The sequence below is a fragment of the Microbacterium sp. ARD31 genome (assembly GCF_031844425.1).
Window position 1 is genome coordinate 1 of sequence record NZ_JAUZVE010000043.1, and the last position, 14,253, is coordinate 14,253.

Consider the following 14,253-nt stretch of genomic DNA (forward strand, 5'->3'; position numbering starts at 1 on the left):
TGGATGGCCGTGCCCATCGCGCCGTCCAGCACCAGGATCCGCTCGCGGAGGATCGACGTCAGGGCGTCGGTGGCGTCGGGACGGTGCTCGGGCTTCACGGGATGTGGCCTCTCTCGGCGGCTCTCTGGACGGGCAGACAGCCAGACTAGGAACCCGGTCCGACAGGTGGACGCGGTTTCCACATCGTGGCACCGCGGGACACGAGCGTGAAATCACCACGGCTGGCTAGGCTGGACCGGTGATCGAGTTCGACGACGTGCAGGGTCTGGTCTCCCCGGTGGTGATCGCCGCCTTCGAGGGGTGGAACGACGCAGCCGACGCGGCCTCCGGCCTGGTCGACCACCTGCTCGAGCAGTGGAAGGCCGAGATCATCGGCGCGGTCGACCCCGAGGAGTTCTACGACTTCCAGGTGAACCGCCCCGTCATCGGCACCGACGCCAGCGGGCACCGCCGGCTCACCTGGCCCACGACCCGCATCGCGATCGCTCGGCCGGCCGAGCTCGACCGCGACGTCATCCTGGTGCGCGGCATCGAGCCCAACATGAAGTGGCGGCAGTTCTGCGCGGAGCTGCTCGCGGCGTGCGACGACCTGGGCGCAGAGCTCGTGGTCACGCTCGGCGCGCTGCTCGCCGACACCCCGCACACCCGCCCGATCCCGGTCAGCGGCACCGCCAGCGAGCCGGAGCTGGTCGACCGGCTCGACCTCGAGCAGTCCAGCTACGAGGGCCCGACCGGCATCGTGGGGGTCTTCAACGACGCCTGCATCCAGCTCGACATCCCGTCGGTCTCCTACTGGGCCGCGGTCCCCCACTACGTCGCGCAGCCACCGTGCCCGAAGGCGACCCTCGCCCTCCTGGGCCAGCTCGAGGAGCTGCTCCAGGCGCCGATGCCGCTCGGCGACCTTCCCGACGACGCCAAGGCGTGGGAGCGCGGGGTCGACGAGCTGGCCGCCGAGGACGAGGACGTCGCCGACTACGTCCGCGCGCTGGAGGAGACCCGCGACACCACCGACCTCCCCGAGGCGTCCGGCGAGGCCATCGCGCGGGAGTTCGAGCGCTACCTCAAGCGGCGCGACACCGACTGACCGGCCGCCGCGTCCTGGGTCGAGCGGACCAACGGCCGCTCAACGGCCGCCATGGCGTACGTCCAGCGTCCATTTCGCAACGCCAGTTCGCGGGCCGCGTCCAGGTCACCACTCCAGCGCACGGTTGTCCGCTCGAGCGACCAGATGGACGCTCGACGCCTACGTCACAGGGACAGGCCGAGCGCCGCGTCGAGCAGCCGGTGGACGGTCGCGGCCGCCTCGTGGTCGGATGTGTCGGCCAGCCCGGTCGTGCCGAGGGTGGCGTCGACCCACTCCTGCACGGCCGCGACGGCGGTGGGGGCGTCGAGGTCGTCGGCGAGCGCTGCGAGCACCCGCTCGACCACCGGGGCGGACGCGGCACCATGGCCGAGCGCCAGCGCGCGGCGCCAGTCGGCGAGCGTGTCGACGGCGTCCCACAGCTGGTCGTCGGTCCACTCCCAGTCGCTGCGGTAGTGGTGGCGCAGCAGCACCAGCCGGATCGCCATCGGGTCGACGTCGCTCATCCGCAGCGCCGAGACGAAGACCAGGTTGCCCTTGGACTTCGACATCTTCTCGCCGTCGTAGGCGACCATGCCGGCGTGCGCGTAGGCGCGGGCGAAGCGCTCCCCGGGGTGCGCGACCTGGCCGTGGCCGGCCGACATCTCGTGGTGCGGGAACACGAGGTCGCTGCCGCCGGCCTGGACGTCGAAGGTGGTGCCGAGGTGCTCCAGCGCGATCGCGGTGCACTCGACATGCCACCCGGGTCGGCCGGGACCGAAGGGGCTGTCCCACGACGGCTCCCCCGGGCGCTCGGCGCGCCACAGCAGGCAGTCGAGGGGGTCCTTCTTGCCCTCGCGGTCGGGGTCGCCGCCGCGCTCGGGGAAGATCGTGAGCATCGTGTCGCGGTCGAGGCCGGAGACCTCGCCGAACGCGGAGTCGGCGGTGACGGAGAAGTAGAGGTCGTCCTCGACCTTGTAGACCGCGCCCGCCTCCTCGAGGCGCTGGATCAGCGCGACGACCTGCGGGATCGACTCCACCGCGCCGATGTAGTGCGCGGGTGGCAGGACGCGCAGGGCCTCCATGTCCTCCCGGAACAGCTGCGTCTCGCGCTCGGCGAGCTCGGCCCAGTCGACCTTGACCTTCTCGGCGCGCTCCAGCAGCGGGTCGTCGACGTCGGTGACGTTCTGGACGTAGGTCACGTCGTGGCCGGCGCTGCGCCAGGCACGGTTGAGGAGGTCGAAGGCGACGTAGGTCGCGGCGTGGCCCATGTGCGTGGCGTCGTAGGGCGTGATCCCGCAGACGTACATCCGCGCCGGACCCTCGGGCCGGGTCTCCACGAGCCCGTTGCTCGCGGTGTCGTGCACCCGCACCACGGGACCCGTCACGGGGAGTCGGGGAACGTCGGGGGACGACCAGGCACGCATGCCGCGCAGCCTATCGGCCGCCCCCACGCCCCCTGACGTGGTAGTCCCCGACGTTCCGGTCGGCGCCGACGCTCCGGGGCGTGCAGAACGTAGGGGACCACCCCGGGGTCAGGGCCGGTGACGGTCAGAAGGGTGGCCAGGGGATGACGGGGTAGCGGGAGGACGCCGGGGGCGGGAAGGTGCCGTCCGAGAGCAGGCGCCGCAGCCGACGGGTGGTCACGGCGACCTCGTCGTCGGTCAGCAGGTCGGTGAGCGTGGCCCCGAGCTCGCCGTCGAGGGCGGTCGCGAGCCGCCGCAGTCCCGCGGCCTCGTCGTCGGTGATCGGCTCGCCGACGAACCCCCACAGCACGGTGCGCAGCTTGTGCTCGACGTGGAAGGTCAACCCGTGGTCGACGCCGTGTCGGTGCCCCGAGGCCATGGGCAGGACGTGGCCGCCCTTGCGGTCGGCGTTGTTGACGACCACGTCGAAGAGCGCCATTCGCCGGAGCTCGGGCGAGTCCTCGTGCACGAGCGAGACGGACTGGTCGTGGGCATCGAGCCCGTCGAAGACGTGGCGGAAGCCGCGCGGCACCTCCCCCTCGGGGACGATGTCGACCGGCGCCTGGTCCTCGACCTCGTCGCGCCACAGCTGGACCATCCCGGGACCGTGCGGACCGTCGCGCAGGACGGTGGTCGGCACGATGTCCCAGCCGAGGGCCTGCGAGACGGCGTACGCACCGACCTCGCGCGCCGCCAGGGTGCCGTCGGGGAAGTCCCACAACGGCCGCTCGCCGGCGATCGGCTTGTAGACCACGCGGACCCCGTCGACCTCCCCGACGAAGGTCGCGTTGGAGGCGGGCAGGACACGCCCGTGGAGGGTGAGTTCACCCGTCGGGAAGCCCGCCGGCGGATCGTCAGGGGTCACGGCGACGGAAGCCGTTGGCCCGCACGCACAGGTGGCCGTCGGGGTCGATCGGCTCACCGCAGAAGGGGCAGTCAGGACGCCCGGCCTCGATCACCGAGCGGGCGCGCTCGACGAACGAGCGCGCCGCCGCAGCGGTGATCCGGACGAGGAAGATCTCCTCGGGCTCGGGCTCGAGGAGGTCCTCGAGGTCCTCCTGGAGCTGCTCGGGCGAGACGACGGCCGCCTCGGTGAAGGGGAACACCTCGATCACCACGCGCTCGTCGCCCGCGTCCCACGACAGCGTCATGGTGCCGGCGCGGAACTCCTCCTCGATCGGCTGCTCGAGGGGCTGGTTGTCGGTGAGGTCGCGCGGCGCGATCGCAGGGATGAGCACGTCGTCGCCCGCCGCGGTCATCAGCTCGTCGAGGAGCTCGTCGATGCGCTCGGCCAGCGCGGAGACCTGCTGCTTCTCGAGCGAGACGCTGATCAGACGGGCTCCCTCGCGGGCCTGCAGGAAGAAGGTGCGCTGGCCGGGCTCGCCAACGGTGCCGGCGACGAAGCGCTCGGGTGGGTCGAAGCGGTGCACGACGGGCATGTCACTCACCCTAGGACCTCCCTGTCTGGGCGCCGGGGCCTGCTCCCCCACCCACCTCGGCGTCGTCGCGGCGACGGCGCGACCGCGCCTTCTTCGGCGGGGTCAGCCAGGACAGGTCGCCCGCGTGGGTGTTGGTGCCGAGGACGAAGGGCCGGGTCTCGCCGTAGCGGATGATCGACACCGAGCCGGGGTCGACGTGGATGCGCTGGAACAGGTCGAGGTGGCTGCCCAGGGCGTCGGCCAGGATCGACTTGATCACGTCCCCGTGGCTCACGGCCAGCCAGACCGCGTCGTCGCCGTGCTCGGCGCCCACGCGGCTGTTGTGGCGACGTACGGCGGCCACGGCCCGGTCCTGCATCGCTCGCATCGACTCCCCGCCGGGGAACGTGACGGCCGACGGCTGGGCCTGGACGGTCCGCCAGAGCTTCTCCTTGGCCAGCTCCTTGATCGGACGTCCCTGCCACTCGCCGTAGTCGCACTCCGAGAGCTGCTTGTCGGTGGTCGCGCGCAGTGCGGCGGGCTGCCGCGAGGTGATCTCCCTGGCCGTCTCCCGGCACCGCTCGAGCGGACTGGTGACCGCGGCTGCGAGCCGCACGCCGGCCAGCCGCTCGCCGACCGCGCCCGCCTGCTGCACGCCGGTGTCGTCGAGGTGCACGCCGGGTGTGCGGCCGGCCAGGACGCCGGCGGTGTTGGCCGACGAGCGGCCGTGTCGGACGAGGATGACGGTGGGCACGGGAGCGACCCTAGTAGGACTAGCCTGACCCGGTGATCGTCGACAACGCCCTCTACCACCAGGGACGGCGGGTGGGCCTGGGAGCGGGCGACGACCAGAGCCTCGGCTACGCCCGGATCCCGTGCGACCCCGGTGACTTCCAGTGGATCGGCATCCACGACCCGAGCGCCGAGGAGCTCGAGCTCATCGCCCGCACCTTCGGCCTGCACCCCCTCGCCGTGGAGGACGCCGGCGACTCCCACCAGCGGCCCAAGCTCGAGCGCTACGGCGACACGCTGTTCCTGGTGCTCAAGACGCTCTGGTACGTCGACGAGGAGGACGCGGTCGAGACCGGTGAGATCAACATGTTCGTCGGCCCCGACTTCGTGGTGACCGTCCGGCACGGCCAGGGCATCGACCTCGCGGCGTCGCGGCGCGACCTCGAGCGCCGCGCCAAGGTCCTCGAGCACGGCCCGATGGCGGTGCTGTACGCCATCTGCGACCGGGTGGTCGACGAGTACGAGAAGGTCGGCGCGGCGCTCGAGGTGGACGTCGACGAGGTCGAGGAGTCGGTCTTCTCCCCCGCCCGCACCGACGACTCCACCCGCATCTACGTCCTCAAGCGCGAGATCGCGGAGGTGCGCCGCGCCGTCTTCCCGCTCCGGGAGCCGATGCGCAAGTTCGCGATGGGCGTCGAGGAGCGCGTCTCCCCCGAGACCGCGACGTACTTCCGGGACGTGGCCGACCACCTCCAGCGGGTCTCCGAGGTCATCGACAACCTCGACCAGCTGCTGTCCACCGCCTTCGACGCGCACCTCGCCCGCATCTCGGTGCAGCAGAACGAGGACATGCGCAAGATCTCCGCCGGCGCCGCGCTGGTCGTCGTACCCACCCTGGTGGCCGGGGTCTACGGCATGAACTTCGACCACATGCCCGAGCTGCACTGGACCTACGGCTACCCGTTCGCCCTGCTGCTGATGGCGTCGATCGTGGTCGGGCTGTTCGCGTGGTTCAAGAAGTCCGGGTGGTTGTGAGCCGACCTGCTCCGACCGCGTGGCGCGTGGTCTGGTGGTTCGGCTTCGTCAGCCTCGCCGCGGACATGGTCTACGAGGGCGCCCGGTCGGTCTACGGCCCGCTCCTGGCGGCGCTGGGCGCGTCCGCGGTCGTCGTCGGGCTGGTCACAGGCGCCGGCGAGGCGGTCGCGCTGGTACTGCGGCTCGCCTTCGGCCCGATCGCGGACCGCACCGGGCGGTACTGGTCGCTCACGATCGTCGGCTACGGCCTGACCGCGGTGTGCGTGCCCCTCATCGCCCTGGCGCCGCGGCTGGGCGCGGCAGGCGTCGCCTTCGCGGCCACGCTGATCCTGCTCGAGCGCCTCGGCAAGGCCGTGCGCTCACCCTCCAAGTCGGCCCTCCTCGCGCACGTGGCCGCCGCCGTCGGCCGCGGCCGCGGGTTCGGGGTGCACAAGGCGCTCGACCAGGTCGGCGCCTTCGCCGGCCCGTTGCTCGTCGCCGCCGTCGTCGCCGTCGCGTCGATCTGGTGGGGCATGGCGGTCCTCGCCGTCCCCGGCGCGGTCGCGATGGTGCTGCTGCTCACCTTGCGCCGGCGGGTCCCCGACCCGGCCGTGTACGACGCCCAGCCGTCGGCCGCGACCCCCGGCGGGGAGCGCCGCGGCTGGTGGGCCGAAGCGGTCGGCGCGGGCCTGTCCGGCGACTTCTTCCGCTACGCCGTCGCCGCCTCGCTCACCACCGGCGCGCTGGTGACCTTCGGCATCATCGGCTACCACCTCACCGTCGAGGGCCTGGTGCCGGTCGCGGCGGTCCCGGTCGTCTACGCCGCCGCGATGGCGGTCGAGGCGCTGGCGGCGCTGCTGGTCGGCTCGGTCTACGACCGCACAGGCACCCGCGTGCTGCTCGTCGTACCCGTCCTGGTCGCGCTCGTGCCCGCCCTCGCGCTCGGCCCGGCGCCCGTTGCGGTGCTGGCCGGGGTGGTGGCGTGGGGCTTCGCGCAGGGCGTGCAGGACTCGACGGTCAAGGCGGTGGTCGCCGACCTCGTCGAGGCCCCGCGGCGCGCGACGGCGTACGGCGTCTTCGCGGGCATCCAGGGCATGTTCGCAGTCGTCGGCGGCGTGGGCGCCGGCTGGCTCTACGAGCGGTCCCTGCTCGCGCTCGTCGCGGTGGTCGCGGTCACGCAGGCCGTCGCGCTCGCGCTCCTGGCCGACACGTTCAGGCGCTCAGCACGCCTGCGCCGAGCAGGATGAGCGTGGCGGCGCCGAGCGCGATGCGGTAGAGCACGAACGGGGTGTAGGACTTCGTGCTGACGTAGCGCAGCAGCCAGGCAATGGCGGCGTAGCCGACCACGAACGACACCACGGTGGCGGTGATCGTGGGTGCCCAGCCGAAGTCGTTGTGGCCGTGCGGGATCTCCTTGAGCTCGAACAGGCCCGCGCCGACCACGGCTGGGATGGCGAGCAGGAACGCGAACCGGGTGGCGGCCTCGCGCTCGAAGCCGAGGAAGCGGCCCATCGAGATGGTCGCGCCCGAGCGCGAGACGCCCGGGATGAGCGCCATGGCCTGGGCGGCACCCATCAGCACGGCGTCCTTGAGCGTGATCTTGCCCAGTGCCCGGTCGGTGCGGCCGACGCGGTCGGCGACGCCGAGCACGACGCCCAGCACGATCAGCGTGCAGCCGATGATCCAGAGGTTGCGGAAGTCGCGCTCGATGACGTCCTTGAGCAGCACTCCGAGCACGACGATGGGCAGCGAGCCCACGATGATGAACCAGCCCATGCGCGAGTCGATCGTGCCGCGGAACTCCGGCTGGAACAGCGAGCGCACCCATGCGCTGCCGATGCGCCAGATGTCCTTGCGGAAGTAGATCAGCACGGCGAGCTCGGTGCCGATCTGGATGACCGCCGTGAACGCCGCCCCCGGGTCGCCCCACCCGAACAGCTCCGGGAAGATCCGGAGGTGGGCGCTGCTCGAGATCGGGAGGAACTCGGTCAGGCCCTGGATGACGCCGAGGACCACGGCCTTGAGGAGATCGGTCACAGGGCAGGAGCCTACGGGCGCGTCCGTGCCCGTCCGCGCAGGACCCGTGGCTACGCTCACCTGCATGCAGCAGCGACGGCTCGGCGCGACCGGCCTGAAGGTCTCCCGCCTCGGCCTCGGCACCATGACGTGGGGCCGTGACACCGACGAGCACGAGGCCCGCGACCAGCTCATCTCCTTCGCCGAGGCGGGCGGGACGCTGCTCGACACCGCTGCCGGCTACGGCGATGGCGCCAGCGAGGAGCTGATCGGGTCACTCGTCGGCGACGTGGTGGCGCGCGACGAGGTCGTGCTGGCGACCAAGGCCGGCATCTCGCGCCGCACCGGCGAACGGGTCACCGACACCTCCCGCGGCACCCTGCTGTCCACGCTCGACGCCTCGCTCGCCCGGCTCGGCGTCGACCACGTCGACCTGTGGCAGGTGCACGTCTGGACCGACGAGACGCCCGTCGAGGAGACCCTCTCCGCGCTCGACCTCGCCGTGTCGTCGGGCCGCGCCGCCTATGTCGGCATCTCCAACTACACCGGCTGGCAGACCGCCCAGGCCGCCACCTGGCAGCGGGCGGTCCCCGGCCGCACTCCCCTGGCGTCCACGCAGGTCGAGTACTCCCTGCTCAACCGCCAGGTCGAGCACGAGGTCGTGCCGGCCGCGCAGGCCCTCGGCCTGGGTGTGCTGCCCTGGTCCCCGCTGGGCCGCGGCGTGCTCACCGGCAAGTACCGCACCGGTACGCCGTCCGACTCGCGCGCCGCGACCGAGCACTTCGCCCGGTTCGTGGGCGCCTACCTCGACGAGCGGGGGCGGGGCATCGTCGAGGCCGTCGCGCGCGCCGCCGACGGCCTGGGCTGGACCCCGCTCGAGGTGGCGCTGGTCTGGGTGCGCGACCGCCCGGGCGTGACCGCCCCCATCGTCGGGGCGCGCACCGCCGCCCAGCTCAAGGGAGCGCTGGCGGTGGACGAGCTGACCCTGCCCGCCGAGATCGTCGACGCGCTCGACGACGTCTCCGCCGACTGACCGACGAGTCCGACGCACGAGGAGGTTGCCCATGGCCCGGATCCAGCGCCGTCCACCCGGACGGGGCATCGAGTGGGAGTTCGAGACGCTCGTGCTGCCCAAGGACTTCTCGCGCAACGTGGTGACCCGCATGCTGGTCGAGCGCGCGGAGCACGGAGGCTGGGAGCTGGACCGCCTGCGCATCGGCAACGACGGCAAGCGCCGCGTGGTGCTGCGCCGCAAGATCATCCGCCAGCGACTGACGCTGTTCGCCGGCTGACCCCCGCCTTCGGCGTAGGGGACTACCACCGCCGATGGGGTCGGGACCCCATGGCGGCCGGAGGCCGGAGGTGCTCGACTCGAGGTGACGGGGTCGCCCGACCCCGGTGAGGGGACGACGTCGATGTCCATGCGACGCAAGCACAAGACCGAGCTCGGGATCGTGGAGCTGGCCGTCGACCCGGCGGACGTCGACCGTCGCACGTACCCGGTGCGGATCCGGCTCACCCGCCCGCTCACGTCGTGGGAGGTCGAGGGCCTGGCGACAGTCGTGCCCGGTCTCCGCGCCGACGGGGACGCGATCGTGGTGCCCGACGCCCGGTTGGACGACGTGGCGCGCGAGCGCGAGGAGTGGACGTTCCGGCTCGAGCGCGTGCAGTCGCTCGCCGACGAGCTGGAGGGCGAGAACCTGGTGGCCGACCACCGGCGCGTGGACCGGCAGGCCCGGCACGGGTCGCACCTGTGGAGCCGGCAGGCCGACGACCGCGGCCTGCACTGAGGGCTACCAGCCGGAGGTGCCCGGGGCGCCCTTGAACGGGCCGGTGACCCTCGACGTGATCCAGCCGCCATAGAAGCTGCCCGGCTGCGGCTGGACGACCTCGCCGTCGACCGTGCACTCGTCGACGCGGCCCGGGTAGAGCGCGACGTGGTCGAGCAGTGCTTCGAAACCCGGGCTCGGGGTGGGGTAGGTCCACGCGACGGCGGGCACCACCTGGTCGCCGACGACGAGGTCGAGGTAGGCGGCCTGGCCCTTCCACTCGCACCACGAGGCGCCGTCGGCGGGCCGGAGCGCGCCGGGCGCGAACGCGTCAGCCGGCAGGTAGTACGTCGGCGGGTGGCTGGTCTCCAGCACGCGCAGGCTCGCGGTCGTGTCGGCCACCACGACACCCCCGTGCGTCACCACGACGCGTTCGCTGCTCGGCTCCACCCTCGGCGGACGCGGGTAGTCCCACACGGACTCGGTCATGGCGCCAATGTACGGAGCCCGACCCAGCAGAGCAGTCAGTCGGGCAGGCCGCGCGACGCCAGCCACGCCCGGCCACGCCGGTCGGAGGCCTGGGCGAGCCAGGCCTCCTCGACGATCTCCACCAGCTCGTCGCGGTCAATCTCGCCCACCCGGGAGGCGCGCAGCAGCACGGACGGGTGCCCGTCGAAGTGGGGCGTGGTGAAGAACGGCAGGCGGTCGTCCTGGAGCAGCGCCTGCTTGTCGCCCTCGGACGCCACCCAGATGACCACCACGTCGTCGTAGCGCTCACCGGTCTCCGGGTCGACCGCGTCGGGTCGTGGGGTCCGGAAGAAGACGAACGACTTGCTGCCCACCTGGTAGACGGGGTTGCGCTCGGGACGGAACACGGTGACGTGCGGCATCGCCCGCGCCGTGGCGTGGATGTCGTCGACCGTCGCCCGTCGGCTCACGTCGCGGCGGACTCGGCTCTCTCGCGCAACGCCGCCACCATGGCGTCGGGGTCGTCGGCGGAGTAGACCGCCGAACCGGCCACGAACACGTCGGCACCGGCCTCGGCGCACCGCTCGATCGTCTCCAGCGACACCCCGCCGTCGACCTGGAGCCACGTCTCGACGCCGTGCTTGCGCATCAGCTCGCGGGCGGTGCGGATCTTCGGCAGGCACAGGTCGAGGAACTTCTGGCCGCCGAACCCCGGCTCCACCGTCATGACGAGCACCATGTCGAGCTCGGGCAGCAGGGCCTCGTAGGGCTCGATGGGAGTGGCCGGCTTCAGCGCCATCGACGCGCGCGCCCCCTGCGCGCGGATCTCCCGGGCCAGCCGGACCGGTGCCTTGGCCGCCTCGGCGTGGAAGGTCACCGAGCCGCAGCCCGCCTCGGCGTACGCCGGTGCCCAGCGGTCGGCGTCCTCGATCATCAGGTGCGCGTCGAGCGGCTGCGAGGCGTGCTTCGCGAGCGACTCGATCACCGGCAGGCCGAGCGTCAGGTTCGGCACGAAGTGGTTGTCCATCACGTCGACGTGCACCCAGTCCGCGCTGGGGATCCGGGCCACCTCGTCGGCCAGGCGCGACAGGTCGGCGTTGAGGATGCTCGGCGTGATCTGGATGCCCACGGGGTCGATCCTAGGGACTGCCGGGTCCGTCCATCCGGGCGGCTCGGCTCCCGGTGGGTACGACGACGTGGAGGGCGTTGCGGTCGACCTCGAAGGTGGCCGGGGTCGTGGCCGCGATCTCGCCGTCCAGGTTCACCGGCAGCGGCTCGTCGGTGACGAGGCGCAGCCGGCGGGCGGTCACGTGGTGGACCCGTTCGTGCTCGACGAGGTGACCCGTGCGCAGCAGGCGGGCGACCGAGACGTGGTCGCGCAGCCGGCCCTGCTCGACGGCGTACACGTCGAGCAGGTGGTCGTCGATCGAGGCCCTCGGCGCGACCGTGAGGCCGCCGCCGTAGTGGCGCCCGTTGCCGACCGCGACCTGCATGAGGTCGGACAGCTCCAGGACGGTGCCGTCGTCGAGCTCGAGCCGGGCGCCGAAGGGGCGGTGCGCCCGGTAGGCCGCCAGCGTGGCCACCGGGTAGGCGAGCCGGCCGAGCCGTTGCTTCAGGGCCGGGGAGAGGCGCTGAGTGACCGCCACGGACAAGCCGACCGAGGCGACGTTGAGGTAGGCCCGCCCGTCCACCCGGCCGAGGTCGATGTCGACGACCTTGCCGGTGACGAGCGTGTCCACGGCCTCGACCAGGCCCGTGGGGACCCCCAGCGTCCGGGCGAAGTCGTTGGCCGTGCCGAGCGGCAGGACGCCCAGCCGGGTGGGCGTGTGGGCGACCATCTCGGCCGCGCACCCGATGGTGCCGTCGCCTCCCCCGGCCACCAGCAGGTCGGGCGCGTCCTCCATCGCGGCGGACAGCGCCTCGAGCAGCTCGAGGCCGCCGTGCACCGGCCGGACCGTGACCTCCCCGGCCACACCGCGCAGGGCCTGTACCACGAGCGGCAGGACGCGCGCGCCGCTGCGGGAGGCGGTGTTCACCACGACGGCGACGCGGTCGGTGCGCAGGTGGGCTGGGGTCTCTGGCGGCATGCCCAGAACGTAGGTGGTGAGGGTGAGAGGAGTCTGAGGGCGACCTGTGGCAGGGCTGTGCGCCGGTCCACCCCTACGCCTGCTCCTCCAGGTCCGGGGTCGTGTGGCCCTCCGCCTCGTCGCGGTCGGCCCACTCCAGCAGCGGCGCGATGTCGAAGGGGTGCTCGTCGATGTCGGCGTGGAGGTCGCCGAGGTCGGCGTACCGGGCCGGCATGGTGAAGAGGGTGAAGTCGTCGGGCGTGCAGTCGTCGACCTCGTCCCAGCGGATCGGCGCCGAGACCCGCGCCTGCGGGACGCCCCGCACGGAGTACGCCGCCGCGATGGTGTGGTCGCGGGCGTTCTGGTTGTAGTCGACGAACAGCTGCGCGGGGTCGCGGTCCTTGCGCCACCACGCGGTCGTGACGTCCCCGCCCGCTCGGCGCTCGATCTCCCGGGCGAACGCGAGCGCACCGCGCCGTACGTCCTGGAAGCCGTGGTCGGGCGGGATGCGGACGTAGACGTGGAGGCCCGAGCCACCGCTGGTCTTCGGGAACCCCACCGCGCCCAGCTCGTCGAGGATCTCGTGCGCGACGTGCGCCACCCGCTGGACGGTGGCCCAGTCGCACTCCGGGCCGGGGTCGAGGTCGATGCGCCACTCGTCGGGCTTCTCGGTGTCGTGGCGCCGGCTGTTCCACGGGTGGAACTCGACCGTCGACATCTGCACGGCCCAGATCACGCTCCCCAGCTCGGTGACGCACAGCTCGTCGGCGGTGCGCTTCCACCGCGGGAAGAACAGCTGCACCGTCTCCACCCAGTCCGGAGCGCCGGCGGGGAGCCGCTTCTGGTGGACCTTGTCGCCCGCGAGGCCCTTCGGGAAGCGGTGCAGCATGCACGGGCGTTCGAACAGCGCGTTGACGATGCCGTCGCCGACCGCGAGGTAGTACTCGACCAGGTCGAGCTTGGTCGCCGCCGGCCGGCCCTCGAAGGGCGGGAAGTAGACCCGGTCCGGGTTGGTGACCTTGACGACGCGGCCCTCGACCTCGATCTCGGTGAAGGGCGACGCCATGTCGAGGAGCCTAGCCGGACGGGGTGGGCTAGGGGGTCGGCTGCTCGCTCGGCTGGTCGGTCGGCTTGTCGGTGGGGGTCCCCGGGTCGGCACCGGCCTCGACGGTCACGGTGACCGTGCCGGACCAGCCCTCGTCGGCGTACTGGCTCTCGGGACGGTGCCAGCGGAACTCGGTGGTCTCGGTGACGGGTACGTCGACGGCCACGAGCCCGTCGGCATCGGCGAGCACCGGCGCGCCGGTCGCCTGCCATGCGCCGCCGGGCGCCCGCGACTCGAGGACCAGCGGGTCGCCGGTGACGCGCGCGTGCGCGTCGGTTACCCGGCCGGTGAGGGTGATCGTGTCGCCCGCCGCCGCCTGGTGCCGGCCGGCGGAGATCGTGGTGTCGAGCGACACGCCCTCGAAGTCGAAGGTCGACCCGCCGCCCTGCACGGCGTCGAGGTTGAACGCGCCACCGTCGCAGCCGAAGCCGGACACGACGAGGCCCTTGCCGTCACCGTGGGCGGCGGTGAACGCCGCGGTCGTCGCGGTGCCGCCGGACTGCACGGACGCGTGGGTCGCCAGGTCGACGAGGGTCCACTCGTAGGCGATCTCGGAGGTCGAGACCCGGCTCCATCCGCCGGGAGACGCGGACAGCGGCGCCCGGGCCAGCCAGGCAGCGCCAGCCGGGGTGTCGGGGGTGACCACGACGACGTACGACACCCCGGTGCTGCCGCCGGTCGAGGCGACGGAGAAGCTCGACTGGACCGCCGCGAGCGAGTCGAACCAGACCACCGGGCCGGAGGCGGTGCCCGCGCTGCCCGGCACGAGGCCGAGCGAGCGGCGACCCATCGGGGCCTCGAACGGACCGAGGTTCAGCCGTGACGCAGGCGCGGTGCCCGGGCTGAACAGGTCGTCGCAGTCGACGTAGGTCAGGTAGACCTCGGCGTCGCCCGTGGCCGGGCCGGTCAGCGTCTGGACGCCCTCGGCGTGGGCGGGCGCCACCGGCAGCACGCACAGCAGCGCAGCCGCAGCGACCGTCATGAGCGTGGACCGCACCCGCATGCTTCGTCTCTCTCCCCGTCGCACGGCACACCCCTCCGGCGCATCGCGCTGAACCCATCATGCGCGGGTACGCCCGGGTTGGGAACAGGCGACACGGAGATGACCAATTCTTCGTACCCCTTCGGGCGGGGTGGTG

17 protein-coding genes are annotated in these 14,253 nt (G+C 72.6%); 6 read left to right on the top strand and 11 right to left on the bottom strand.

All coding sequences use genetic code 11. The features are described 5' to 3' along the window. Window positions 1-238: 238 nt before the first annotated feature. Window positions 239-1,084 (top strand): PAC2 family protein, encoded by an 846-nt coding sequence (locus tag Q9S36_RS41515; RefSeq protein ID WP_311290612.1) that lies wholly within the window; start codon window positions 239-241, stop codon window positions 1,082-1,084. 164 nt (window positions 1,085-1,248) lie between these two features. Here Q9S36_RS41515 and mshC read toward each other — a convergent pair whose 3' ends face one another. From mshC to Q9S36_RS41535, 4 genes are all read right to left on the bottom strand, one after another. Continuing rightward, window positions 1,249-2,487, bottom strand: a complete 1,239-nt coding sequence (gene mshC, locus Q9S36_RS41520; RefSeq protein ID WP_311290613.1) for a cysteine--1-D-myo-inosityl 2-amino-2-deoxy-alpha-D-glucopyranoside ligase — start codon at window positions 2,485-2,487, stop codon at window positions 1,249-1,251. Window positions 2,488-2,611: 124 nt separating this feature from the next. After that, the gene (locus Q9S36_RS41525) at window positions 2,612-3,391 is read right to left on the bottom strand and encodes an SCO1664 family protein (RefSeq protein WP_311290614.1); all 780 of its coding nucleotides are present in this window, start codon (window positions 3,389-3,391) and stop codon (window positions 2,612-2,614) included. Further along, window positions 3,381-3,965 carry a DUF3090 domain-containing protein gene (locus Q9S36_RS41530; protein ID WP_311290615.1) on the bottom strand — a complete coding sequence of 195 codons (585 nt, stop codon included), beginning with the start codon at window positions 3,963-3,965 and terminating at the stop codon, window positions 3,381-3,383. Before Q9S36_RS41530 ends, Q9S36_RS41525 begins: the two co-directional genes overlap by 11 nt. A gap of 10 nt (window positions 3,966-3,975) precedes the next feature. Then, window positions 3,976-4,698: a histidine phosphatase family protein gene (locus Q9S36_RS41535; protein WP_311290616.1), complete on the bottom strand. Its 723-nt coding sequence runs from the start codon at window positions 4,696-4,698 to the stop codon at window positions 3,976-3,978. A gap of 32 nt (window positions 4,699-4,730) precedes the next feature. Here Q9S36_RS41535 and corA point away from each other — a divergent pair, with 32 nt between their 5' ends. After that, window positions 4,731-5,711 (top strand): magnesium/cobalt transporter CorA, encoded by a 981-nt coding sequence (gene corA / locus Q9S36_RS41540; RefSeq protein ID WP_311290617.1) that lies wholly within the window; start codon window positions 4,731-4,733, stop codon window positions 5,709-5,711. Next, window positions 5,708-6,937 (top strand): MFS transporter, encoded by a 1,230-nt coding sequence (locus tag Q9S36_RS41545; RefSeq protein WP_311290618.1) that lies wholly within the window; start codon window positions 5,708-5,710, stop codon window positions 6,935-6,937. The genes corA and Q9S36_RS41545 overlap by 4 nt, the downstream gene beginning before the upstream one ends. On the opposite strand, the gene Q9S36_RS41550 is transcribed toward Q9S36_RS41545, so the two are convergent. Then, window positions 6,903-7,727 carry an undecaprenyl-diphosphate phosphatase gene (locus tag Q9S36_RS41550; RefSeq protein ID WP_311290619.1) on the bottom strand — a complete coding sequence of 275 codons (825 nt, stop codon included), beginning with the start codon at window positions 7,725-7,727 and terminating at the stop codon, window positions 6,903-6,905. The two genes, Q9S36_RS41545 and Q9S36_RS41550, sit on opposite strands and share 35 nt — an antisense overlap. A gap of 64 nt (window positions 7,728-7,791) precedes the next feature. On the opposite strand from Q9S36_RS41550, the gene Q9S36_RS41555 reads away from it, so the two are divergent. From Q9S36_RS41555 to Q9S36_RS41565, 3 genes are all read left to right on the top strand, one after another. Beyond that, entirely contained in the window at window positions 7,792-8,739 is a 948-nt protein-coding gene (locus tag Q9S36_RS41555) for an aldo/keto reductase (protein WP_311290620.1), read from the top strand. Between the two features lie 31 nt (window positions 8,740-8,770). After that, window positions 8,771-8,998 carry a DUF5703 family protein gene (locus Q9S36_RS41560; protein WP_311290621.1) on the top strand — a complete coding sequence of 76 codons (228 nt, stop codon included), beginning with the start codon at window positions 8,771-8,773 and terminating at the stop codon, window positions 8,996-8,998. A gap of 123 nt (window positions 8,999-9,121) precedes the next feature. Continuing rightward, on the top strand, window positions 9,122-9,496 hold the full coding sequence (locus Q9S36_RS41565; protein ID WP_311290622.1) for a hypothetical protein: 375 nt from the start codon (window positions 9,122-9,124) through the stop codon (window positions 9,494-9,496). A gap of 3 nt (window positions 9,497-9,499) precedes the next feature. Here the strand turns inward: Q9S36_RS41565 and Q9S36_RS41570 are convergent, their stop codons facing one another. From Q9S36_RS41570 to Q9S36_RS41595, 6 genes are all read right to left on the bottom strand, one after another. Then, complete coding sequence (locus tag Q9S36_RS41570; RefSeq protein WP_311290623.1) at window positions 9,500-9,964, bottom strand: DUF427 domain-containing protein; 465 nt, start codon at window positions 9,962-9,964, stop codon at window positions 9,500-9,502. 35 nt (window positions 9,965-9,999) lie between these two features. Next, window positions 10,000-10,413 carry a hypothetical protein gene (locus Q9S36_RS41575; RefSeq protein ID WP_311290624.1) on the bottom strand — a complete coding sequence of 138 codons (414 nt, stop codon included), beginning with the start codon at window positions 10,411-10,413 and terminating at the stop codon, window positions 10,000-10,002. After that, the gene (gene rpe / locus Q9S36_RS41580; RefSeq protein WP_311290668.1) at window positions 10,410-11,066 is read right to left on the bottom strand and encodes a ribulose-phosphate 3-epimerase; all 657 of its coding nucleotides are present in this window, start codon (window positions 11,064-11,066) and stop codon (window positions 10,410-10,412) included. The genes Q9S36_RS41575 and rpe overlap by 4 nt, the downstream gene beginning before the upstream one ends. A gap of 16 nt (window positions 11,067-11,082) precedes the next feature. Continuing rightward, window positions 11,083-12,030: a lipid kinase gene (locus Q9S36_RS41585; protein ID WP_311290625.1), complete on the bottom strand. Its 948-nt coding sequence runs from the start codon at window positions 12,028-12,030 to the stop codon at window positions 11,083-11,085. A 73-nt stretch (window positions 12,031-12,103) separates the two neighbouring features. Continuing rightward, the gene (gene ligD, locus Q9S36_RS41590; RefSeq protein ID WP_311290626.1) at window positions 12,104-13,075 is read right to left on the bottom strand and encodes a non-homologous end-joining DNA ligase; all 972 of its coding nucleotides are present in this window, start codon (window positions 13,073-13,075) and stop codon (window positions 12,104-12,106) included. Between the two features lie 28 nt (window positions 13,076-13,103). Beyond that, the gene (locus Q9S36_RS41595) at window positions 13,104-14,117 is read right to left on the bottom strand and encodes a hypothetical protein (protein WP_311290627.1); all 1,014 of its coding nucleotides are present in this window, start codon (window positions 14,115-14,117) and stop codon (window positions 13,104-13,106) included. Window positions 14,118-14,253: the final 136 nt, after the last annotated feature.